The organism is Rhizobium sp. R711 (genome assembly GCF_002211365.1).
Taxonomy (GTDB): domain Bacteria; phylum Pseudomonadota; class Alphaproteobacteria; order Rhizobiales; family Rhizobiaceae; genus Rhizobium.
On the sequence record NZ_LOKZ01000004.1, the window covers coordinates 124,595 to 145,328 of the forward strand.

A 20,734-nucleotide genomic window follows, 5' to 3' on the forward strand; every position below is an offset into this window, starting at 1 on the left:
GTTTCTGAATCGGCGCCTCATTTCCGCCGAATTATTGGGCGGCTTTCGCTTAAGCATCACTCCGCGAATTTCTCGTATTCGCCTGAAATTCCGATAACATAGCCGAATCCCTTCGGTGAGGGATTCGTACACAAACCAGGTTATTGAGCATGTTCCAGTCTTTTGAAGTCACCTCGACGCCACAATTCGGCCGCGATCGCGTCTCGGCTTTGCGCGCAAGTTTTGATGCGCTTGGTATCGACGCCTTTCTTGTGCCGCGCGCCGATGAGTTCAACGGGGAATATGTCCCGGCTTGTTCGGAGCGCTTGTCATGGTTGACGGGCTTCACGGGGTCGGCTGGCGTCGCGCTGGTGACGCGTTCGGCGGCGATCGTCTTCGTGGACGGACGCTACGTGACGCAACTTGCCGAGCAGGTGGACAACTCCGTCTTCACCGGTGGAGATCTTGTGAACGAACCGCCTTATGCCTGGCTTGCGAAGAACGGCTCCAACGGACTGCGCCTCGGTATCGATCCCTGGCTGCATTCCGGCGCAGAGGTGCGGCGACTTGAAAAGGCGCTTGCCGAGATTGGCGGTTCCCTCGTTATCCTGCCTCACAATCCTCTCGACAAGCTCTGGAGCGACAGGCCGCAGGAGCCGCTCGGGCAGGTGACGATCCAGAACATCGTGCAGGCGGGCGTGCTCGCAACCGACAAGATCGCAGCGATCGCAGCTGACCTTGCAAAGAAGAACCTGAAGGCGGCGCTGATCGCGGATCCGTCTTCGGTCGCCTGGATCTTCAATATTCGCGGTGCCGACGTGCCGCATACGCCGCACCCGCTGGCGCGTGCAATCATCTATGCCGACGGTAAGGCGGACCTTTTCCTCGATAAGCGCAAAACTGGTATCGAGGCCGAGGCCTATCTCGCGCAGATGTGTACGCAGCTTCCTCCCTCGGAACTCGAAAAGAGGCTGGCAGCGGTTGGGAAGGATGGCGGTCGAGTTCTCGCGGATCCGGACCTTACCTCGCATGCCTTGGCGGAGATTATTCGCAAGGGAGGTGGTGAGGTCGTCGAAGGGAATGATCCCGCCAAGCTACCGCGAGCCGTCAAGAACAACGTTGAGATCAACGGTTCCGCAGCCGCGCATCTGCAGGACGGCGCGGCGATGGTCGAATTTCTCTACTGGCTGTCGCAGACGAAGCCGGGGACCGTGACCGAAATCGAGGTGGCGGAGAAGCTGGAAGCAGCACGCGCCCGCGTCGGCCAGAGTATGCAGAACCCGCTGAAGGACATCTCCTTCGACACGATCTCCGGTGCCGGTGAACACGCGGCCATCATGCACTATCGCGTGACAACGGAAACGAACCGCAAGCTTGAGGCTGGAGAGCTCTTCCTGATCGATTCCGGCGCCCAGTACATCAACGGCACGACGGATATTACGCGCACGGTCGGTATCGGGTCGGTCACTGAAGAACACAAGCGTTTCTTCACGCTGGTGCTGAAGGGAATGATCCAGATCAGCACGGCGCGCTTTCCGAAGGGCACGCGCGGCTGCGACCTCGATCCGCTGGCCCGCATCGCGCTTTGGCGAGCAGGGGCGGATTTCGCCCATGGCACCGGCCACGGCGTTGGTTCGTATCTATCGGTGCATGAAGGGCCGCAGCGTATCTCCAGGCTCTCGACGCAGGAGCTACTGCCAGGCATGATTCTCTCGAACGAGCCGGGCTATTACAGGCCCGGCGCCTTCGGAATCCGTATCGAGAACCTGATATATGTCCGCGAGGCAGAGGCGATCGACGGCGGTGACATGTCGATGCTCGGTTTCGAGACGCTGACCTTCTGCCCGATCGATCGCAGCCTGGTTATTCCGGAACTTCTGACACATGACGAGCTGCATTGGTTCAATAGCTACCATCAGCGCAGCCGCGAGGCGCTGATGCCACTGATCCACGACCACGACGTCAAGGCATGGCTGGAGAACGCGACCCTGCCGCTGGAATATTGAGAATCGCCGCTGGCGTCACATGCCGATCGTGTGACGCCAGCTCATGACGACGAGCCAGGCGACAATCAGCATCCAGGTGTGCGAGGCCCGCAGACCGACGATGAGCGCCACGAGCAGGGCGAGCTTCGAATCCCAGCCGCCGATGAAGAAGGCCGGCGCAACAAGCGTCGTCAAGACTGCGGCGGGGACTGCGGCCAGCGCGGCCTCCATGCGCGGCGGAATGCGCTTCATCGTGGTGATGAGGATATAGCCGCCGATCCGGGTTGCGTAGGTTGCAACAGCCGCCGCGGCGATCACGAGAGCCATGTGAAGATCGAAGGCCATCGTTATACCTCGTGCAGATCGGATTCGAGTTCCTGCTCGTGCGGCGGAGGCGGGAACAGGGCGGCAAGGATGATGCCCGCCGCGGCACCCAGGCTGACGTGCCAAGGCGAGCCGACGTAGCGGTAGGCGATGACGGAGGCGACTGCGCTAACAGAAGCGACCGGGACAAAATTGTCGCGATGACGGAAGTCGAGGACGATGCCGAGGAAATAGGCGGGCAGCAGGATGTCGAGGCCGATCGACTTCGGGTCGCCGATGTAGCTGCCGAGCAATCCGCCGAGCAGGCTTACCAGGACCCAGGGTATGTAGATGATGATGCCGAAGCCGAGATACCAGACGAAGGTGACCGGCTTGCCTGCTTCGCCCCGTTTGACCGTTTCCGCGAATTGCGGATCGACCAGCAGGAAAAACGTGAAGAATTTCTGTAGCGGCGAGAAGTGCTTGATATATGGGGCGAGTGCCGCCGAATAGAGGACATGGCGAAAGTTGACGGCCAGGATGGAGGCGACGATCAGCCACGCCTGGACGTTGTGACCAAAGAGCTCGATGCCGACCATCTGGCTCGCGCCGGCATAGACCGTGGCACTCATAAAGGTCAGTTCCGAGAGCGACATGCCGTTATCGACCGCGAGCGCTCCAAACAACGCCCCGAAGGGGGCCGAGGCCAGTGCTACGGCCGAGCCACCGCGCAAACCGTCGAAAAAATGAGCGCGAGTCATCAGCGATAATCCTTCTGGAATTTTGTCACTCGTCTAAGGACAGGCAGTATTTGCCGCAAGCAAATTTCCTTGATTGAACGATCGATTTCGCTGAACGATGCACGCGCGACTGATTTCCGTTCGAGGAGCAAAGATGGACCAGATCGAATTTTCGAAAGAGGAAAAGGCTGAACTCATCGCGCGGATCCAGCATTATTTCGACAGAGAACTGTACCAGCCGATCGGCCTCCTGAAAGCGGAGTTCGTTCTCGAATTCTTTGCGAAGGAAGTTGGCGCCACCTACTACAAGAAGGGGCTTGAAGACGCGCAAGTCGCGCTCGCCAGACGTATGGATGACTTTTCCGAGGACGTCTATCAGTTGCAACGGAATGCGACGGAGTGATCAGCCTTCCAGAATTTGGCGGCTGGTGACGATGTCAATGCCGCGTGCGCGCATCTCCTCGATTGCCGCTGCAACGCCTTCCGAGGTAATGCCGCGGCTGGCGTCCTCGATGAGGCGAACCCGCACGCCAGGCATCATTTCGGTCGCATCCAATGCCGAGAACTTTACGCAATAGTCGGTTGCGAGGCCGCAAAGATCGAGTTCCGTGACGTCCTGGCCTTCGAGAAAGTCGGCGAGCCCCGTGAGCGCGTCCTGATCATTGTCGCGGAAGGCCGAGTAGCTGTCGACGCCACGATTCTCGCCCTTCTGCAGGATGAGATCGATCTTGCCCATCTTGAGGTCGGGATGCAGTTCCGCATCCGCCGTGCCCTGAATGCAATGGTCCGGCCACATCATCTGTGGCTTGCCGGACAGTGTGCCCAGTTCGAATGGCTTCTTGCCGGGATTTGAGGAGGCGAAACTGCCATGGCCGGGCGGATGCCAGTCTTGGGAGGCGACGATCAGGTCGTATTTGCCGCTCTCGATCAGCCGGTTTGCGATGGGGACAACCTCGTCGCCGTGGGGAACCGGAAGATTGCCGCCCGGGCAAAAGCCATTCTGAATATCGACTAGAAGCAAGGCTTTCATCGGTGCGACTCCCACGATTTTGCATTGCACCATGCCAAGGGCCGAACGAAGGCGCAAGCGCCGAGACGCTTCGCCGCAGGGGCGGAGCGAGCCTTGAAAAGGTCGGGTCCGTCAGCCCGTAAAAGGCGATGCAAGCATAGCACAGAACCGGCAACCGGGCTGCGAGATGTGCCAATGGTGTCGGCAACCATTTCTATTGCGCCTTGCTTTCGACGGAGATGACGGCTCGATATCGGGCCACTGGTTGATCTCAATGAAATGTGCGTTTTCGCGTCCTTGGCCTCGGCTCGAGGCAAAGGGAAGCGTGACTTTGAATGCGTGCGGCAAAAATGCGCTGTCGCGATCAATTGCGCCGATCATTTTCGGCTCCCCCGGCGGAGCCGTCAACGATCGGTCAGGCTGTCTGAACTTCGTCGTTGCTACCGGTGTCGGCTGCGGCTGACGAACCGTAGGTATTCTGATAGGCGCGCAGAGCCGTCTGCATGTCATCGAGCACTTCAGCGAGTATCGGATCGTCAGAACCGGAAGCGCTGGACGCAATGCTGGAGGTGTCGGCGGAAAGGATCTCGTCGCTTGTCAGCTTGCCGTCGCCGTTGGCGTCCAAAGACGCGAGAATGCCCTTGGAGCCGTCGTCGGTGTTGCTATCGTCATCGCTCGCGCTCGACTCCTGCATTTGCAGCATGATCGACAGGATGTCGCCGGCGATCTTCTGCGTGACACTGGCGCCATCGTCACTGCTTGTGGACGTCGCAGGTTTCGTCGACGAAGTGGATGTCGAGTTGCTGTTGGCGGCAGCGAGCTCATCGGCTGAAATGATGCCGTCGCCATTCTTGTCGAGGCTGGAAAGGGAGCTGTATTGGGACAGGCCACTCCCGATAGAGGAAACACTGGTCACTTGAACCTCCTTTGCAAGTTCATCGTGAAATCCGCCTTTCATGGGCAGACACAAAGGGGCTAGGGCGATTTGCACACCACGTCAAAGCGGGAATATCATGATGAATTTCGCCCGATTGACGGGCTGGGTGAAGCGAGTTAACCTTCGTCAACCTATCACATCCCGTTGATTTGTTTGGCTTTGCCGGCCAGTGATTTGCCTCCGGCGGGGGTGTTCTCACTCTCGTCGGTCGCGTTCTTACTCGGATTTGCCATTTTGAGGCGCTTCAGCGTTGGCGGTCCGCCTGCGGCATTTTGTCGATCTCGCATGGCGAAGGCGACGCTTGTGCCATGCAAGATCGGCTCTCGACTCAATCCGAATGCGTCTCGTGGAAGTCCGCCTGGCCGCTTTTCCGACAGCCAGCAGTCTTGATCCAAGCTTTCGGGTGGTTGCACTCTTCCACCATGATCGCGCGAAAGCGCTTGGTGCGCCATTGACGCGCCCGCAATGCAGCCAATCTATCCGATAGGAGATCTCGCGCTACCAAGGCGCGAGCGGTGACGATGATGGTGAGTAGCGTTCAGAGTATCGGCCGGCAAGCAACGGTGGCGACGGTCATGTTTTGTCTCGTCATGCTGGTAATGATCTTTCTAGCTGCGGGATCCCTATCTTACTGGCAAGGCTGGCTGTTTCTCGTACATTTCTGCGGGTGGTGCGCAGCCCTTACGGCCTACTTCGTCAAGCGCGACCCGGCTCTGGTCCGGAAGCGCATGAGCGTCGGACCGGCGGCGGAACGCGAGCCGTCGCAGAAGCGCATACAGTCCTTTAACAGCATCGCGATCCTTGCGCTCTTCGTGGTTTCGGCGCTGGACCACAGGTTCGGCTGGTCGGTTGTGCCGAGCTCCCTCGTACTTCTCGGCAACGCATTGATCGCAGCTGGCTTTATCGGCTGCTTCTTCGTGCTTCGGCAGAATTCGTTTGCCGCGGCGACAGTCGGCGTGACGGCGGAGCAGCGGGTGATTTCGACCGGCCTCTACGGTGTGGTGCGCCATCCGATGTATGCCTCGGCGCTGGCGATGTTTTTCGGTGTGCCTCTGGCGCTCGGTTCTTATTGGGGAGTGCTCGTCGTGTTCCCCGTCATTGGCGGTCTGGTCGCACGGCTGCTTGATGAGGAGAAGTATCTTGTTAGGAATCTGGCCGGTTATGCCGAGTATCGTAACGAGATCCGATGGCGCTTGTTGCCGGGGATCTGGTGACGCATCAAACCGAGGCGGACTGGTGAGGAGGCGACCCTTGCGGTAAATATCGCGTCAGGTTGAGGGAGGGCGCAGTGGCTATCAGTGTCGTTCAATTGGGCTCGCCGCGGGCAAAGGGCGAGGGCGTACGCATCGGCACCGTCCGGCGACCGCCCCGGGGCGTGCCGAAGGAAGAGTTTTCCAGCCGCAACTATTATGACGTCTGGCTCCCGGTCCTTTCGCCGAGCCAGGCGCTGGTGACCGAAGCGAAGGCAGCGACTACGGACGCTGAATGGGCGGCCTTCGTGCGCAGCTTCACGAAGGAAATGAAAGTGCCGGAGGCGAGCCATGTGCTCGACCTGCTCGCCACGCTTTCGCATGCCAGCCATTTTTCAATCGGCTGCTATTGCGAGAACGAGAAGCACTGCCATCGGAGCGTATTGCGGCGCCTGCTTGAAGAACGCGGCGCGGCTTTTGCTGCGGAGGGCTGCGCCTAATGGCTGCAGAGGATCACCCAGCGCCAAAGCCAATGACCGAGCCCAGTCCAGAGGAGAAGATCGATGCGACCTTTCGCAACGGCTCGCTGACGGCTGCCGGCATCATCCTCGGTTTTTCCCTGAGTTTCGTGAGCAGCTGGGCTTCGAATCCGAATGACTGGAGCCGGATCGATATCCTGCCGATGTTGCTGCTGACGGCAGGGATTGCCTTGCAAGTCAAGGTCTTCGCCGATCTGCTGGCCAGGGATTCGCTCATCGCCGCCAAATATGATCGGGCCAGGCGGCTGTTTTTGATCGGGATCGCCATTGTCGCCGCCGGGATCGGGCTGGCATTACTCAACGACATACTGGGGCTGGGGTCGATGCCGATCCTGGGGTGAAGGGGCGCCACGCCAGCGCGGACTGGCTCGTTTGCGTATCTTCGGTATCAGGTCCGAGAACGATCTCGTTGCAGGCAAAGGCGATGGTCGGACAGTACGGGACGGCAACGATCAAAGATAGCGAATAACGTCGTCTGCGTCCTCCTTCTCTCCCGCGATTGGTGCGCGTGGGGGTTCAGTATGCAAGGAACTCGGGGTCGAGGGGCACTCTATAGCCAGAGGGCGAACTCAGGGATTACGGGAAAGCGTGTCTTCGGTTTGACAAAGAATTTCGAGCACACAGTCCGTTGACAGCAATTTGCAGGAAACTACAATCTTTGATTGACAAAATATGGAGCTGAACAGTGAAAAACCAGGTGCTCAGAGACTATCTTTTCTTTCTCGTGCCCGCGTTTGTCATTCCACTGGGCTTGTACCTCACTGAGGAGACCTCCTCGCTGACCAGTCTCTTCAAGGTTGGTTTGCTGTTTCCGCTCCTTTTGCTTGCGATGAAGGGACTAGCTGGTTTCTTTCCGCCCGAAAACCTGCGGGAACGATCCTTAGCCCGAATAGCTGAATACGCCATTCTGCAGGGTTTGGTTTTTGCCGCATTTATGGTGATGTTCGGCGGCTTCATAGAGCCCGAGTTGCAGTCCAACTTCCTTTCGACGTTGCGCCAGTTTGCGTTCGGTGCTGTTCCGGTGTCTGCGTTCCACTTTGTATCGGCACTGAATGAACAGAAGAAGCTACGTGCCTCTTAAATTCTAGAAAGGCTTTAGCGCTGGATCCGCAGCTGCGCAAACGAGGCCCACTACACGGGGGAGGCGACGGCATACGAAGTCACGAATGGGTGAGGGGCGCCTTGCAGTATCGCTAGGGGCTCATAGGGCTTTGCGAACCGGCGGGCTTCGCTTTAGGAGACCCGTTCCACAAACCCATCGAGCACGCGCTTCTGTCCCGCGCGATCAAACTCGATCGTCAGCTTGTTGCCCTCGATCTCCACGATGTTGCCGTTGCCGAATTTCAGGTGGAAGACGCGGTCGCCGGTCTTGAATTTGGAGGGTTCCGTGGCGGTGGATTTTGCCACCAGTTCGCCGTCGATGGTGCGGCCGCGCGGGCCGCTTTCGCCGTAGCCGATGCGTTCGACGGCATGACCGGAGCGGGTGCCCCAGTTGTCGCGGGTGGCGTCCGTCTTGTTCTGCTGGGCGCGCTTCCAGCCGGGCGTCGTATAGGAGGAGTTGGCGAAGGGATCGGCCTTGTCGAAGCGGGACTGGCCGTAACCGCCGCCCCGGCCATAGCCGCCATAGCTCTGCTCCGTCTCCGCAACTTCGACATGCGTTTCCGGCAGTTCGTCAAGGAACCGCGACGGGATCGTCGATTGCCAGAGGCCGTGGATGCGGCGGTTCGAGACGAACCAGATATGGCAGCGCCGCTTGGCGCGGGTGATGCCGACATAGGCGAGGCGGCGCTCTTCCTCGAGACCGGCGCGGCCGCTTTCGTCGAGCGAACGTTGGTGCGGGAACAGGCCTTCCTCCCAGCCGGGCAGGAAGACAGTATCGAACTCCAGGCCCTTGGCGGAATGCAGCGTCATGATCGAGACGGCGTCGAGATTTTCGTTCTGCTCGGCGTCCATGACCAGCGCGACGTGCTCGAGAAAGCCGCGTATCGACTCGAAGCTCTCCATCGAGCGGATCAGTTCCTTCAGGTTTTCGAGGCGGGTCGGCGCATCCGCCGACTTGTCGTTCTTCCACATGTCGGTGTAGCCCGACTCCTCGAGAATCTGCTCGGCGAGTTCGGTATGCGCCGTGTTTTCAAGCATTTCCTGCCAGCGGCGGAAGGATTGTATAACGTCGAAGAGGGCCTTGCGCGCCTTCGGCTTCAGCTCGTCCGTCTCGATCATGTCGGCCGCAGCCGCCAGCATCGGAATGTCGCGGGCGCGGGCATAGTCGTGAAGCGCGCGCACGGTCGTATCGCCGAGACCGCGTTTCGGGGTGTTGATAATGCGCTCGAAGGCTAGGTCGTCGGCAGGCTGCGCGACGAGGCGGAAATACGCCATGGCGTCGCGGATTTCGAGGCGTTCGTAGAAGCGGGGGCCGCCGATGACGCGATAATTGAGGCCGAGGGTTACGAAGCGGTCTTCGAACTCGCGCATCTGGAATGAGGCGCGGACCAGAATCGCCATGTCGTTCAGCAGATGCCGCTTGCCGCTGTCATCGCCGCGTTGAAGCTGCTCGATTTCCTCGCCGATGGCGCGGGCTTCCTCCTCGGAATCCCATGAGGCATGCACCTGGACCTTGATGTCTTCAGGATCTCTGCGGTCGGTGAAGAGGGTCTTGCCGAGGCGGCCCTCGTTGTGGGCGATCAGATGGCCTGCGGCACCAAGAATATGTGCCGTTGACCGGTAGTTACGCTCCAGCTTGATAACCTTGGCGCCCGGGAAATCCTTCTCGAAGCGGAGGATGTTGTCCACCTCGGCGCCGCGCCATCCATAGATCGATTGATCGTCGTCGCCGACGCAGCAGACGTTTTGCGGCTCGCCCTTGGGGCGCTGCGCAAGCAGCCGCAGCCACATGTATTGGGCGGTGTTGGTGTCCTGGTACTCGTCGACGAGAATGTAGCGGAAGCGGCCGTGATATTCCTTGAGAAGATCCGGGTTCCTGCGGAAAATCGCGATCGGGTGCATAAGGAGATCGCCGAAATCGCAGGCGTTCAGCGTCGAGAGCCGTTGCTGATAGGCGAAGTAGAGTTCGCGGCCCTTGCCGTTGGCGAAGGCGCGGGCGTCGCCTTCCGGAATGTCCCCCGGGGCGAGGCCCTTGTTCTTCCAGGTGTCGATCATGCCGGCAAACTGCTTGGCGGGCCAGCGTTTGTCATCGAGGCCTTCCGCCTGGATGAGCTGCTTGATCAAGCGGACGACGTCGTCGGTGTCGAGGATCGTGAAATCGGAGCGCAGGCCGACGAGTTCGGCATGGCGGCGCAGAAGCTTGACGCCGATCGAGTGAAATGTGCCGAGCCAGGGCATGCCCTCGACAGCGCCGCCGACGAGCACGGCGATACGTTCCTTCATCTCGCGCGCAGCCTTGTTGGTGAAGGTCACGGCGAGGATCTGCGAGGGGAATGCACGGCCGGTGTTCAGGATATGGGCGATGCGGGTGGTCAGGACGCGTGTCTTGCCCGTACCCGCGCCGGCGAGCACGAGAACCGGGCCTTCCAGCGTTTCGACGGCTTCGGTCTGTTCCGGATTCAGGCCAGAAAGATAATCGGGGCGCTTACCGCCATCGCGAGCGGCCATGGCGCGGGCGGCGAGCCCTCCGGAAGCGGGAGCGGCAGGGGCCGGCTGCTTGCGCGGCGGCCCGCCCGGCTCTTCATCGAAGAAAGGGATATCGTCGAAACTATTGCTCATGGCGCGTAATGTAGTGATTCGGGTTGGAAAGACCAGAAAAGATGTTCTGCTTTCATTCCCGTTCGGGTCGCGGTCCTCAGTCTATGTCAGCTATGCAAGAGCGCTGGATTGCGGGAATTGCTTGCGCATGCCGCTGGAGCGAGCGCCATCGTCGCTACGGGTCAGAAAACAAAACCGCTATTTGACCTTGAAGGCGAACTCTACAACACGGATGCAAGCGGCTGGGAGATGCGTCGGTGGTAACTCAGTCTTGAATTACAATTCAGTAATCAAGGGTCAATTCGCTTGCCGGTGATCAGCAAAGGGACAATATTGTCGCAGACGTGCGGCAATTTGTCCTGCGAACGCCTCTTTCGATAGACCCTGGACCAGCCTCGAGTCCCTCTGGAGACGCGAATGCCATTTTGGAAGCAGTTTATAATCTGCCTTGTCGTGATTGCGGCCGGCTCTGCCGGATGGGTCTACTTTGTGCCGGGTGCTGGAGAGACGCTACGCAAGGCCGGTTTCGCTGAGGTTTCCAAGCTGGCGCCCGGGACGGCGGCGCCGCAGCCTGCGGCTAACGCAGAGGGACAATCAAGGCGCCGCAGCGGCGGGGCCCATGCGCCCGTTCTGGTCGCCACACAAGCCGTTGTTCGTGGCATCGTCAATGATCGGCTGAGCGCCATCGGCACGGGTGACGCCATTCACTCCGTCGTGGTGATGCCGCAGGCGAGCGGCACGATCCGCGAGATCCTGATCAAGTCGGGTGACAAGATCACCAAGGGTCAGGTGCTGGCAAAGCTCGATAGCGAAGAGCAGGTCATCGCCCGCGGGCAGGCGGACGTTGCGCTGAAGAGCGCTATCGAAAAGTCCAGCCTCTACCACAACATCAAATCCAGCGTGTCGCGGATGGACGTCTTCGATGCCGAGATCGCGGAGCAGGGTGCGCGGCTGCAACTGCAGGCCGCCGAGCTCAATCTTGAGCGCCGCAGCATCGTTGCGCCGATCGATGGCATCGTCGGTATCATTCCAGTCAATGTTGGCGATAACGTCTCGACGACCACACCGGTCGCGACCCTCGACGACCGGACTGAAATTCTTGTTGACTATTGGGTGCCGGAGCGCTTCGCCAACACGATCACGGTCGGCCAGCCGGTCGAGGCAACATCGGTCGCTCGGCCTGGTCGCGTTTTCTCGGGCGGGGTCGAAGCGATCGACAATCGCATTGACGCCGCCAGCCGCACGATGCGCGTGCGGGCCCGCATCGACAACGCATCGGACGAACTGCGCGCAGGCATGTCGTTCAACGTCGGGATGAAGTTTGGGGGCGACCAGTATCCGGCAGTCGATCCGCTCTCGGTGCAGTGGGATTCTCAAGGGGCCTTTGTCTGGCGGGTTGTCGACGGCAAGTCCGGCAAGGTGCGCGTCAGCATAGTGCAGCGCAACCCCGACTACATTCTCGTCAAGGCCGATCTGAAGGACGGCGACGCGATCGTTACCGAAGGCCTGCAGCGCGTCCGTGAAGGCGGTGCAGTGCGGGTTGCCAACGAAGTCGCGTCGAACTCGGAGCCTGCCACGCAATGAACGTGATCGAGATGCAGGACAAGCCGGCTTCCGGCAAGCAGACCTTTACCGCGCTGTTCGTCCGGCGCCCGATCCTGGCGCTGGTCTTCAATACCCTCATGATCGTCGCCGGCCTTGCGGCCTATGCCGGGATCGAAGTGCGCGAACTGCCTGATGTCGACCGGCCTGTCGTGACGGTTCGCACCATGTTCGACGGTGCCTCTCCACAGACGATCGACCAGGAACTGACGAAGGTGATCGAGGGCGCGGCCGCCCGTGTCAGTGGCCTCAAGTCTATTTCGTCCAGCTCTCAGTTCGGCCAGAGCCGCGTGACACTCGAATTTTCCGACTCGGTCGATCTCGCCGTTGCGGCGAACGATGTGCGCGACGCCATCGGTCGTATCGCCGATCGTCTGCCTGAGGAGGCGGATGCACCGCAGATCGTCAAGGCGGATTCCGATTCTCAACCGATCATGCGTCTTGCCGTCACCTCGTCCAAACTCAACATGGACGATCTGACCCTTCTCGTCGAAAACCAGGTCATCGATCGGCTTGCTTCGGTCGACGGGGTTGCCGATGTCGAAACCTACGGCGACCAGGAGAAGGTCTTCCGTGTCGACGTCAACCAGAGCGAACTGGCCAGTCGCGGGCTGACGGTTGGCGATCTGACGAAGGCGCTTTCCAGCGCTGCACTCGACGTGCCGGCCGGATCGCTGAAGAGCCCGACGCAGACGATCGTTGTGCGTGCGATGGCAAGCCTGCAGACGCCGGAGGATTTCTCCAACGTCATCCTGCAGAACCACGTGCGTCTCGGCGATGTGGCGAATGTTACCCTCGGACCACGCGACGGGCAGACTGCGCTGCGCTCCAACGGCGTTCCCGGCATCGGCCTCGGCATCATCCGCCAGGCACAATCGAATACGCTGAATATCTCGAACGGCATCAAGGACGCCGTCGCTGAGCTTTCAAAAACGCTTCCCGAGGGCACACGGATCGCCATCACCAGCGATGACGCCGTCTTCATCCAGGGCGCGATTCATGAAGTGGTGCTGGCGCTGATTCTGGCCGCCGTCATCGTCACCGGCGTCATCTATCTCTTTCTGAGGGACTGGCGCGCGACGATTATCCCTGCCATCAGTATGCCGGTTGCACTGATCGGAACGCTGGCAGCGGTCTATCTCGTCGGCTTCTCGATCAACATCCTGACGCTACTCGCGATCGTACTGGCGACGGGTCTCGTGGTGGACGACGCGATCGTCGTCCTCGAAAACATCGTGCGCCGCCGCTCGGAAGGCATGGGGCCACGGGCGGCTGCTGTGCTTGGCACGCGCGAGGTGTTCTTTGCTGTCATCGCCACGACCGCGACGCTTGCCGCGGTCTTCATTCCGCTGTCCTTCCTGCCGGGGCAGGTGGGCGGCCTGTTTCGCGAGTTCGGCTTCGTGCTGGCTTTCTCGGTTGGTCTCTCATCGATCGTCGCCTTGACCTTATGTCCGATGCTGGCGTCGCGAATATTGACGAAGGAAATGCTCGAGGATCACGGTATCCTCGGTCGTTTCGGAACCTGGTTCGCGAATGCTTACCGTTGGTCGCTCCATGCCTGCCTGAATGCACCACTCGTGGTCATCGTTGCATCCATGCTTTTCGCGGGAGCAGCTGTTCTCGCGTTCCAGACAGTTCGCAGCGAACTGACGCCTAACGAAGACCGCGCCCTCGTGATGATGCGCCTGACGACGCCGCAAGGCTCCAGTCTCGAATATACCCGCGACAAGATGCAACGGGTCGAAGAGTATCTCCAACCGCTCGTCGACAGCGGCGATATCAGCAACGTCTTTTCGATCTCAGGGCAGGGCGGGCAGGTCAATAGCGGCTTCATGGTACTGACACTGGCGCCATGGGGTGAACGCCAACGCACGCAGGCGGAGATTGTTACCGACATCAACCAGGCGGCGGCAAAGGTCCCGGCGCTGCGCGGCAATGCGATCCAGTCGAACAGCCTGCGCATTCGCGGCGCCGGCAATGGATTGCAGATGGCGCTTGTCGGCAACGACCACGAGGCGCTGACTGTCGCGGCCGCTCGGTTGGTGCAGGTCCTCGACGCGACGGGCCACTATGACACGCCGCGACTGACCAACGAGCCGACACAGGCTCAGGTGTCGGTGACGATCGACCGCGAGCGCGCGTCCGATCTCGGCATCGACATCACGGGTCTTTCAACGGCGATGCAGTCGCTTTTGGAGGGCCGGTCGGTCGTCGATGTTTTTGTCAAGGGGGAAGCCTATCCCGTGCTGCTCACCTCGAACACCCGACCGCTCGACGATCCGACTGATCTCGAGAACGTGTTCCTGAAGACGGGCGACGGCAAGATCGTTCCGATGTCGGTGATCGCATCGCTGACGGAAGGCTCGGTCGCGCCGCAGCTGAACCGCGAACAGCAGGTTGCGTCGGTGGCGATCACAGCCGGTTTGAAGAACGGCCTCTCGCTGGGAGACGCGGTCAAGGAAGTGACCGAGATATCCAAGTCGGTCCTGCCCGCGGGCGCCCGTCTCGTCCCACTAGCCGAGGCGGCAACGCTGGAGGAGAATTCGAGTGGCATGGCGCTGACCTTCGGTTTTGCCATCGTCATCATCTTCCTGGTTCTGGCCGCGCAGTTCGAAAGCGTCCTGTCGTCGGTCATCATCATGTCGACGGTACCACTCGGGCTCGCATGCGCTGTATTCGCGCTTGTTATCACCGGGTCGAGCCTGAATATCTATAGCCAGATCGGTCTTGTTCTGCTTGTCGGCGTGATGGCGAAGAACGGCATTCTTATTGTCGAATTCGCCAACCAGCTACGCGATCGTGGCGAGGAAGTACGCACGGCGATCGAGAAGGCGTGTGCGCTGCGTCTACGCCCTGTGATGATGACGATGATCGCGACCATCCTCGGGGGCGTCCCGCTGGTCTTTGCGCACGGGGCCGGCGCGGAGGCGCGTATCGCACTCGGCTGGGTCATCGTCGGGGGGCTCGGCTTTGCGACACTTGTGACGCTCTACATCACGCCGGTCGCCTACCTGCTGATTGCCCGCTTCGCGAAGCCGCATGCTCACGAGGAAGAACGCCTCCACGAAGAAATGGCGCATGCCTCGCGCGCCCCGGCACCAAAGGCGGGCCGACTGCAAGCGGCGGAGTAAAGCCGCCCGCTGCCCTGGCGGGCAAAGGCTGCGACTTATAGTTTATGAAAACTTGTAGGATTGGATGAATTTACTCTGAACTTTAGATGTTTTTTAAGCATGGGCAGCAATCATTCCAACTGAAGCCGATAGGTCCTCCAGCGTTTTCAGAGGACCGCCTTGGTGCCTCGTTCAGGCGCTCCCGGACAATGATCGTTCGCGGTACGGTTCGCTTGTATCAGTGTATTGTTGTGTTCGGAGTACAGTACCTTGAGCATTTATCGGCGCACTTCGGTGGATGCCGCGCTATATGTTTTGCGTGACATCGGTCGCGATATGACCAAGACCCAGAGGCAGGTCTCTACTGGCCTCAGAGTGGAAAAAGCATCCGACAATGGCGCCTACTGGGCGATAAGTTCGACGTTGAAAACCGATCAGAAAGCCCAGTCGGCCATTGGCGATGCCCTTGGCCTCGCGGCTGCCACCATGGGCACAGCTTACAACGCGGTCGACAGCGCGATCGATCTCGTCAGCGAGATCAAGGCGAAGCTGGTCGCAGCGACCGAGTCCGGCGTCGACAAGGACAAGATCAACACTGACATCACCCAGCTGAAAGATCAGCTGCGATCGGTTGCGCAGTCGGCAGAGTTCAATGGCGACAACTGGGTTGCGATCGACGATTCTGCCGATCCATCAAAGCCGAGGCAGATCCCGTCTTCCTTCATCCGCTATCCCGACGGAACGGTGAAGGTCGACATGCTAAGCTACGAGGCCGATCTAGCGCCGGTGGGTGCGACTACATCTCAGGATGCGCGCTACCTGATCGATGACCGCACGACTGGTTCCGGCGAATATGGCGCTCTGACCTCTCAGTATTTTGCCACCGAGGCCGGCGCCTCGCAAAACTATGTGATGCTGAAGGGGGCCGGCAATACGGCAGGGCAAGTCGAAATTGGGGTTTCGAGCACGACGACCCAGGCGCAGGTGACGGAGATGATCACCGTCGTCGACAGGATGCTGAACCAGATGACGACAGTCGGCTCGGCCTTCGGCGCACTCGAAAAGCGCATTAGTATCCAGAGCGATTTCGCGCAGTCGCTGGACGATTCCTATTCCCGCGGCATCAGCCGCCTGATCGACGCGGACATGGAGGAGCAGTCAAGCCGGCTGCGGGCCCTGCAGACGCAGGAGCAGCTAGGTTTGCAGTCACTGAACATCGCCAATGCCAGCTACGACAAAGTTCGCCAACTCTTCCAGAACTTCTGACAGGTTGTCTTGATAAGCGACGCGTCGCCCGTGTTCCAACGGGCGACATGACTGCTCGGCCCGCCACTGTGGCTTACGATCCGCAGTAGCTGTGCATTTTTCTCAATTTCCGGTATCTGAAGCATCTGTTTCATCTTGTTGCCGCAATCCTTAATACTGGTCGCATCAACACCGAATTGGAGACAAGCCTGTCCATGATCAAGAAATTCATACTTTTGTCTGTTGCTGCAACTTACCTTAGTGCCTGCACCACCACCGACCCCTATACCGGCGAGCAGAAAATGTCGAACACCTCAGGTGGGGCGCTGCTGGGTGCAGGCGTTGGCGCGCTTGCCGGCTTGGCTGTCGGCGGCTCGCCGGTTGGACGTCGCAATGCTGCGCTGATCGGCGCCGGCGTTGGCGCGCTCGCGGGTGGTGCGATCGGCAATTACATGGACCAGCAGGAATCCGAACTGCGCGCTCAGCTCCAGGGAACCGGCATCTCGGTGACCCGCCGCGGCGACAACATCATCCTGAACATGCCGTCCAACATTACGTTCGATGTTGACCAGGATGCCGTGAAGGCTGGTTTCTATCCGACGCTGAATTCTGTCGCGATCGTCCTGCGCAAGTTCAACCGCACCCTTATCGACGTGAACGGTCATACCGACTCCACCGGCAGCCTGCAGCACAACCAGGATCTGTCACAGCGCCGCGCCATGTCGGTTGCCGACTATCTCGGCACGCAGGGCATCGATCCGCGCCGTGTTTCTGCCGTCGGTTTCGGTCCGTCGCAGCCGATTGCTTCCAACGCTACGGAAGCTGGTCGCGCGCAGAACCGCCGCGTTGAAATCCAGATCGCGCCTGTCACCCAGAGCTGATCCACATTTTCAGTCAAGAAAAACGGCCGGGTCAACGCCCGGCCGTTTTCGTTATCGATGCATCGTCGCACCCTTGGTGATCTTGTCGACGATCTTCTTTTCGGCCCTGATGGCTATGCCGACAACCTTGGCATCGTCAGGTGCATATTCGGCAAAGACGGCCCGGTTGGCGGCGTCGTGGCCGGTTGCGAACATCTCTTCGATGAACAGCGATGAGGTCACGCCGCGCTCCAGGGAGCGGCGGTGGATTGCCGACATCGTTTCGTCCTCGGCCGACAGTACGATAATCGGCTGGATGGACAGCGGATTGTAGAGATTGCCAGCGCGATCCTTGTACGATTCACCGATGATCTCGGGGCTCTGCCCGGCAATTCCGCTCATCAGGAAAGCGGTGACGTTCAGCTTCTGCCAGGATGCAAGATTGTTTCGCAGGACGATCGCAATTTTGGTATCAAACATTCCAGTCTCTTTCATGCGGGTTCGAAAGTCGCGTTGGACCAGGATGTAAACAGTCATGCCTTCGAGGGTCTTGAACGTTTGTGCACGCAGCCCGGCACAGACGGGATCGTAATTGCGCCGGGCTTTCCCGGCATCGAGCGGATGGAAGCGCAGTTTTCTGGCAAGGCGTTCGAGCCGCATCGCCACGATACTTATGCTCTCGGCGTCACGATAAAGGGTGTGCAGACTTTCTCCTATCGCGGTGAGCGGCGCTTCAGCATGCCGGGGCAAGTGCTCGTGCTCCATCCGGATGAAGAGCATGATGGTGGAGCTGGCACCGATGACGTGCTCCAATATCGCATGCTTTATCTTGAGCCGGCGCTACTGCTCGAATGCCTGGCTGCTGAGAGGATCGGACTGCCTTTCGTCGACGACCCTGTCATCTGGGATCCCATCCTGGCAGGCACGCTGCTCGCAGCGCTTGGCGAGCTGGATCGCGAGCTCGACGAGTTGTTCGTCGACGACTTCGTTTCGCGCGTTGCAGGCGGACTTGCAAGGCTTGCGAAGACCCCGCAGCGTCCGCTCGGCAATTTGGCGTGGCAGCGCGCAAGATTGGCGCGCGACTATCTCGAAGCGCACGCCACGGAAGCTGTGCGATCCGGCGAGTTGGAGACCGTCACCGGCCTCGACCGCTTTTCCCTCGCGCGGCATTTCCGGGCCGCATTTGCAACAAGTCCGCATCGCTATCTGCTCATGCGGCGGCTGCAGCAGGCGCGTACCTTGATCGGCGCAGGCGACGGGCTTTCGGATGTGGCGGCTGCCACGGGCTTTGCAGACCAAAGCCATCTGACCCGCCATTTCAAGAAAGCCTATGGCTTGACGCCCGGCCAATGGGCGAGCCTTAAACGGGCTTCTCCGCAAGGCCGGATCGGCGCGCGATAAAGCGAGCCAGCATTGGGCCAGTAAACAGGATCAGCAAGAAGCGGCCGGTTTGCATAGCCATCACGAAGGGCACGTCCACGTCGCTCGACGCAGCGATGATCGCCACGGAATCCGCGCCGCCGGGGCTAGTGGCAAGATAGGCCGTGAGCGGATCGACGCCCGCGAATTTGTGCAGTGCAAGGGCCATGCAGCCACAGATCGACATCAGCAGCAGGATTGAGGCGGTCACGCGGGGCAGGGCACGAGCGGCGTGCATGACGATGCCACGGGTGAAACGCAGCCCGATGTTCCAGCCGATCAGCGCATAGCTGATTGCCAGAAGCCATAGCGGAAGCTCGATAGTGAGCAGACCGAAGCCCTGGAGCAGCGAGCCGACCACCAGCGGCACAGTGATCGTGCCGCCTTGAATGCGAAAGCGCACAGCAATGTAGGCGGACAAGCATGTGAGGGCGACAGTGGCGGCCAGCGCCGGCCAGTCGACCGGGGGGAAGAGAATGAATGCCGGCGGCTCGCCACCATCTGCGGCAACCCAGAGGCGGGAGACGACCGAGGCTGCCACAGCGACGAAGACCACACGGAGATATTGCATGAACGCGACGAGACGGGCGTCGGCGCCATAGGCTTCGGACATGATGACCATTGCGGAGGCTGCCCCTGGCGAGGAACCCCAGACCGCCGTCGTTCCCGGCAAGACCTGCCAGCGCGTCAGCAGCCAGCCAAGACCGGCCGCGGCGACGATGACGGAGAAGATCATCGCGAGAAAGAGTGGCGCATCGGTCGCCATCGTCTTCAGGATATCGACGGTGATGGCGCGCGCCATCAGAAAGCCGACGAGCGCTTGCCCGAAGAGGAGCGGCCAGCGCGGGACGCGAAGCGATCCGGGGCCGATGGATAGGGCAAGGATAATTGCCGCCACCATCGGGCCGATAAGAAGCGAGGCTGGTAGCCCGAGCATTTCAAGCCCGACCACAAGCAGGGTCGAGATGCTGAGCAGGAGAATCCATCGCGGCAGGCTGGCGTATCGAAAGAAACGGCTGGCGTCGTACAACGGCATGATTCCCATGCATATCTTGCCAATGCTGGAACCGCGATCAGTCGAAGCAGGGAGCCGCACTGGTGGCAAAAGAGGCCGGCCGGAGACCGGAGGATATGCGTCGATATAGGCGTCAGCCGGGGAAGCGGTCAATTGCGAATTCCTGCCGGTTTCGCAGTGTCAGAGGCTGACGCGCTCCGCCAGGAAGTCGAGCAGCGCCCGCACGCGAGCCGGCAACGGGCCGCCCTGGCCAATGTAGACGGCGTAGAATTCCTCGATGTCGCCGGGGTTCATGTCTTCGAGAACCGGGACCAGCCGCCCGGCCTCGAGATCGGCGCGAACGGTGAAGGTGGCGAGGCGGACAAGCCCCGCACCTGATAGCGCCATATATCGCATCGCTTCGCCGTCACCCACCTGGACGCCCGGCGTAATCGGCAGCGCAATGGTCTCGCCACCATCGAGCAAGGGCCAGCCCTGAACGCTGCGCGTATAGGAAAAGCCGACGCGGCGATGACGCTTCAGGTCGGCGATGGTCTTTGGTTCGCCTTCGCGCTTCAAATAATCCGGCGATGCCACGATCAGCTTGCGGGTGAAGCCAAGCTTGCGCGCAATGAGACTGGAGCTCTTCAGCGGTCCGGCGCGGATCGCGACATCGGCTCGATCCTCGACGAGATCGACGATGGCGTCGGTATGCGAGATGTCGAGCGTGACGGCGGGATTGAGCGCCAGAAATTCGGAAACCAGCGGCGCAAGAATATGGTGGCCGAAGGAGGCGCTGGTGTTGATGCGGATGGGGCCCGTGGCTTGTTCGCCTGATGATGCGTAGCGTTCGGCCTCCGCTATGTCTGCAAGAATGGAAACGCTGCGCTCGTAAAAGGCGGAGCCTTCCGGCGTCAAATGCAGTTTGCGGGTCGAACGGTTGACGAGGCGAGCGCCAAGGCGGGCCTCGAGTCTTGCCACAAGCTTGCTTACAGCGGACGGTGTCATGCGGCAGGCGCGGGCAGCGGCCGTGAAGCCGCCGAGTTCGACAGCGCGCACGAAGACTTCCATTTCGCCGGAGCGATTGATGTCTTGCCTGCTCATGATGACTTCAATTCATGGA

19 protein-coding genes are annotated in these 20,734 nt (G+C 60.3%); 11 read left to right on the top strand and 8 right to left on the bottom strand.

Features of this window, described 5'->3' with window-relative positions:
• Nucleotides 1–149 precede the first annotated feature (149 nt).
• Nucleotides 150–1,985 carry an aminopeptidase P family protein gene (locus ATY80_RS08365; RefSeq protein WP_088691975.1) on the top strand — a complete coding sequence of 612 codons (1,836 nt, stop codon included), beginning with the start codon at nucleotides 150–152 and terminating at the stop codon, nucleotides 1,983–1,985.
• Between the two features lie 15 nt (nucleotides 1,986–2,000).
• Here the strand turns inward: ATY80_RS08365 and ATY80_RS08370 are convergent, their stop codons facing one another.
• Together ATY80_RS08370 and ATY80_RS08375 are read right to left on the bottom strand one after the other, a co-directional pair.
• The gene (locus ATY80_RS08370; protein WP_088691976.1) at nucleotides 2,001–2,309 is read right to left on the bottom strand and encodes an AzlD domain-containing protein; all 309 of its coding nucleotides are present in this window, start codon (nucleotides 2,307–2,309) and stop codon (nucleotides 2,001–2,003) included.
• Nucleotides 2,310–2,311: 2 nt separating this feature from the next.
• Nucleotides 2,312–3,028 (bottom strand): AzlC family ABC transporter permease, encoded by a 717-nt coding sequence (locus ATY80_RS08375; RefSeq protein ID WP_088691977.1) that lies wholly within the window; start codon nucleotides 3,026–3,028, stop codon nucleotides 2,312–2,314.
• Nucleotides 3,029–3,161: 133 nt separating this feature from the next.
• On the opposite strand from ATY80_RS08375, the gene ATY80_RS08380 reads away from it, so the two are divergent.
• Nucleotides 3,162–3,410 carry a DUF2164 domain-containing protein gene (locus ATY80_RS08380; RefSeq protein WP_088691978.1) on the top strand — a complete coding sequence of 83 codons (249 nt, stop codon included), beginning with the start codon at nucleotides 3,162–3,164 and terminating at the stop codon, nucleotides 3,408–3,410.
• Here ATY80_RS08380 and pncA read toward each other — a convergent pair whose 3' ends face one another.
• Nucleotides 3,411–4,037 carry a bifunctional nicotinamidase/pyrazinamidase gene (gene pncA, locus ATY80_RS08385; protein WP_088691979.1) on the bottom strand — a complete coding sequence of 209 codons (627 nt, stop codon included), beginning with the start codon at nucleotides 4,035–4,037 and terminating at the stop codon, nucleotides 3,411–3,413.
• A 394-nt stretch (nucleotides 4,038–4,431) separates the two neighbouring features.
• Nucleotides 4,432–4,932, bottom strand: coding sequence for a hypothetical protein (locus ATY80_RS08395; protein WP_088692061.1), 501 nt, complete (start codon nucleotides 4,930–4,932; stop codon nucleotides 4,432–4,434).
• Nucleotides 4,933–5,477: 545 nt separating this feature from the next.
• Here ATY80_RS08395 and ATY80_RS08405 point away from each other — a divergent pair.
• The 4 genes from ATY80_RS08405 (at nucleotide 5,478) to ATY80_RS08420 (ending at nucleotide 7,763) form a co-directional block, all read left to right on the top strand.
• The gene (locus ATY80_RS08405) at nucleotides 5,478–6,167 is read left to right on the top strand and encodes an isoprenylcysteine carboxylmethyltransferase family protein (RefSeq protein ID WP_245306780.1); all 690 of its coding nucleotides are present in this window, start codon (nucleotides 5,478–5,480) and stop codon (nucleotides 6,165–6,167) included.
• 74 nt (nucleotides 6,168–6,241) lie between these two features.
• Nucleotides 6,242–6,643: a DUF488 family protein gene (locus ATY80_RS08410; RefSeq protein ID WP_088691983.1), complete on the top strand. Its 402-nt coding sequence runs from the start codon at nucleotides 6,242–6,244 to the stop codon at nucleotides 6,641–6,643.
• 32 nt (nucleotides 6,644–6,675) lie between these two features.
• Nucleotides 6,676–7,023, top strand: a complete 348-nt coding sequence (locus tag ATY80_RS08415) for a hypothetical protein (protein ID WP_088692062.1) — start codon at nucleotides 6,676–6,678, stop codon at nucleotides 7,021–7,023.
• Between the two features lie 344 nt (nucleotides 7,024–7,367).
• Entirely contained in the window at nucleotides 7,368–7,763 is a 396-nt protein-coding gene (locus tag ATY80_RS08420; RefSeq protein ID WP_088691984.1) for a hypothetical protein, read from the top strand.
• A gap of 152 nt (nucleotides 7,764–7,915) precedes the next feature.
• Here ATY80_RS08420 and ATY80_RS08425 read toward each other — a convergent pair whose 3' ends face one another.
• Nucleotides 7,916–10,402 (bottom strand): UvrD-helicase domain-containing protein, encoded by a 2,487-nt coding sequence (locus ATY80_RS08425; RefSeq protein WP_088691985.1) that lies wholly within the window; start codon nucleotides 10,400–10,402, stop codon nucleotides 7,916–7,918.
• A 396-nt stretch (nucleotides 10,403–10,798) separates the two neighbouring features.
• On the opposite strand from ATY80_RS08425, the gene ATY80_RS08430 reads away from it, so the two are divergent.
• From ATY80_RS08430 to ATY80_RS08445, 4 genes are all read left to right on the top strand, one after another.
• Nucleotides 10,799–11,965 (top strand): efflux RND transporter periplasmic adaptor subunit, encoded by a 1,167-nt coding sequence (locus tag ATY80_RS08430; RefSeq protein ID WP_088691986.1) that lies wholly within the window; start codon nucleotides 10,799–10,801, stop codon nucleotides 11,963–11,965.
• A complete protein-coding gene (locus ATY80_RS08435) occupies nucleotides 11,962–15,114 on the top strand; it encodes an efflux RND transporter permease subunit (RefSeq protein ID WP_088691987.1) in 3,153 nt (1,050 codons plus the stop codon). Before ATY80_RS08430 ends, ATY80_RS08435 begins: the two co-directional genes overlap by 4 nt.
• 249 nt (nucleotides 15,115–15,363) lie before the next feature.
• Nucleotides 15,364–16,359, top strand: coding sequence for a flagellin (locus ATY80_RS08440; protein ID WP_088691988.1), 996 nt, complete (start codon nucleotides 15,364–15,366; stop codon nucleotides 16,357–16,359).
• A 194-nt stretch (nucleotides 16,360–16,553) separates the two neighbouring features.
• Nucleotides 16,554–17,219, top strand: a complete 666-nt coding sequence (locus tag ATY80_RS08445) for an OmpA family protein (protein ID WP_037084427.1) — start codon at nucleotides 16,554–16,556, stop codon at nucleotides 17,217–17,219.
• A gap of 51 nt (nucleotides 17,220–17,270) precedes the next feature.
• Here the strand turns inward: ATY80_RS08445 and ATY80_RS08450 are convergent, their stop codons facing one another.
• The gene (locus ATY80_RS08450) at nucleotides 17,271–17,678 is read right to left on the bottom strand and encodes a DUF2000 family protein (protein ID WP_088691989.1); all 408 of its coding nucleotides are present in this window, start codon (nucleotides 17,676–17,678) and stop codon (nucleotides 17,271–17,273) included.
• Nucleotides 17,679–17,711: 33 nt separating this feature from the next.
• On the opposite strand from ATY80_RS08450, the gene ATY80_RS08455 reads away from it, so the two are divergent.
• Nucleotides 17,712–18,599 carry an AraC family transcriptional regulator gene (locus ATY80_RS08455; RefSeq protein ID WP_088691990.1) on the top strand — a complete coding sequence of 296 codons (888 nt, stop codon included), beginning with the start codon at nucleotides 17,712–17,714 and terminating at the stop codon, nucleotides 18,597–18,599.
• Here the strand turns inward: ATY80_RS08455 and ATY80_RS08460 are convergent.
• Both ATY80_RS08460 and ATY80_RS08465 read right to left on the bottom strand, forming a co-directional pair.
• Nucleotides 18,559–19,653, bottom strand: coding sequence for an AbrB family transcriptional regulator (locus ATY80_RS08460; RefSeq protein WP_189637108.1), 1,095 nt, complete (start codon nucleotides 19,651–19,653; stop codon nucleotides 18,559–18,561). The genes ATY80_RS08455 and ATY80_RS08460 overlap by 41 nt on opposite strands.
• Nucleotides 19,654–19,812: 159 nt before the next feature.
• Nucleotides 19,813–20,715 carry a LysR family transcriptional regulator gene (locus ATY80_RS08465; RefSeq protein ID WP_088691992.1) on the bottom strand — a complete coding sequence of 301 codons (903 nt, stop codon included), beginning with the start codon at nucleotides 20,713–20,715 and terminating at the stop codon, nucleotides 19,813–19,815.
• Nucleotides 20,716–20,734: the final 19 nt, after the last annotated feature.

What these genes read in the sequence shown, in the direction of transcription:
- ATY80_RS08365 (WP_088691975.1), top strand. Translation starts at nt 150, where the DNA reads ATGTTCCAGTCTTTTGAAGTCACCTCGACGCCACAATTCGGCCGCGAT.
- ATY80_RS08380 (WP_088691978.1), top strand. Translation starts at nt 3,162, where the DNA reads ATGGACCAGATCGAATTTTCGAAAGAGGAAAAGGCTGAACTCATCGCG.
- ATY80_RS08415 (WP_088692062.1), top strand. Translation starts at nt 6,676, where the DNA reads ATGACCGAGCCCAGTCCAGAGGAGAAGATCGATGCGACCTTTCGCAAC.
- ATY80_RS08405 (WP_245306780.1), top strand. Translation starts at nt 5,478, where the DNA reads ATGGTGAGTAGCGTTCAGAGTATCGGCCGGCAAGCAACGGTGGCGACG.
- ATY80_RS08430 (WP_088691986.1), top strand. Translation starts at nt 10,799, where the DNA reads ATGCCATTTTGGAAGCAGTTTATAATCTGCCTTGTCGTGATTGCGGCC.
- pncA (WP_088691979.1), bottom strand. Translation starts at nt 4,037, where the DNA reads ATGAAAGCCTTGCTTCTAGTCGATATTCAGAATGGCTTTTGCCCGGGC.
- ATY80_RS08465 (WP_088691992.1), bottom strand. Translation starts at nt 20,715, where the DNA reads ATGAGCAGGCAAGACATCAATCGCTCCGGCGAAATGGAAGTCTTCGTG.
- ATY80_RS08460 (WP_189637108.1), bottom strand. Translation starts at nt 19,653, where the DNA reads ATGCCGTTGTACGACGCCAGCCGTTTCTTTCGATACGCCAGCCTGCCG.
- ATY80_RS08450 (WP_088691989.1), bottom strand. Translation starts at nt 17,678, where the DNA reads ATGTTTGATACCAAAATTGCGATCGTCCTGCGAAACAATCTTGCATCC.
- ATY80_RS08370 (WP_088691976.1), bottom strand. Translation starts at nt 2,309, where the DNA reads ATGGCCTTCGATCTTCACATGGCTCTCGTGATCGCCGCGGCGGCTGTT.
- ATY80_RS08375 (WP_088691977.1), bottom strand. Translation starts at nt 3,028, where the DNA reads ATGACTCGCGCTCATTTTTTCGACGGTTTGCGCGGTGGCTCGGCCGTA.
- ATY80_RS08435 (WP_088691987.1), top strand. Translation starts at nt 11,962, where the DNA reads ATGAACGTGATCGAGATGCAGGACAAGCCGGCTTCCGGCAAGCAGACC.
- ATY80_RS08445 (WP_037084427.1), top strand. Translation starts at nt 16,554, where the DNA reads ATGATCAAGAAATTCATACTTTTGTCTGTTGCTGCAACTTACCTTAGT.
- ATY80_RS08425 (WP_088691985.1), bottom strand. Translation starts at nt 10,402, where the DNA reads ATGAGCAATAGTTTCGACGATATCCCTTTCTTCGATGAAGAGCCGGGC.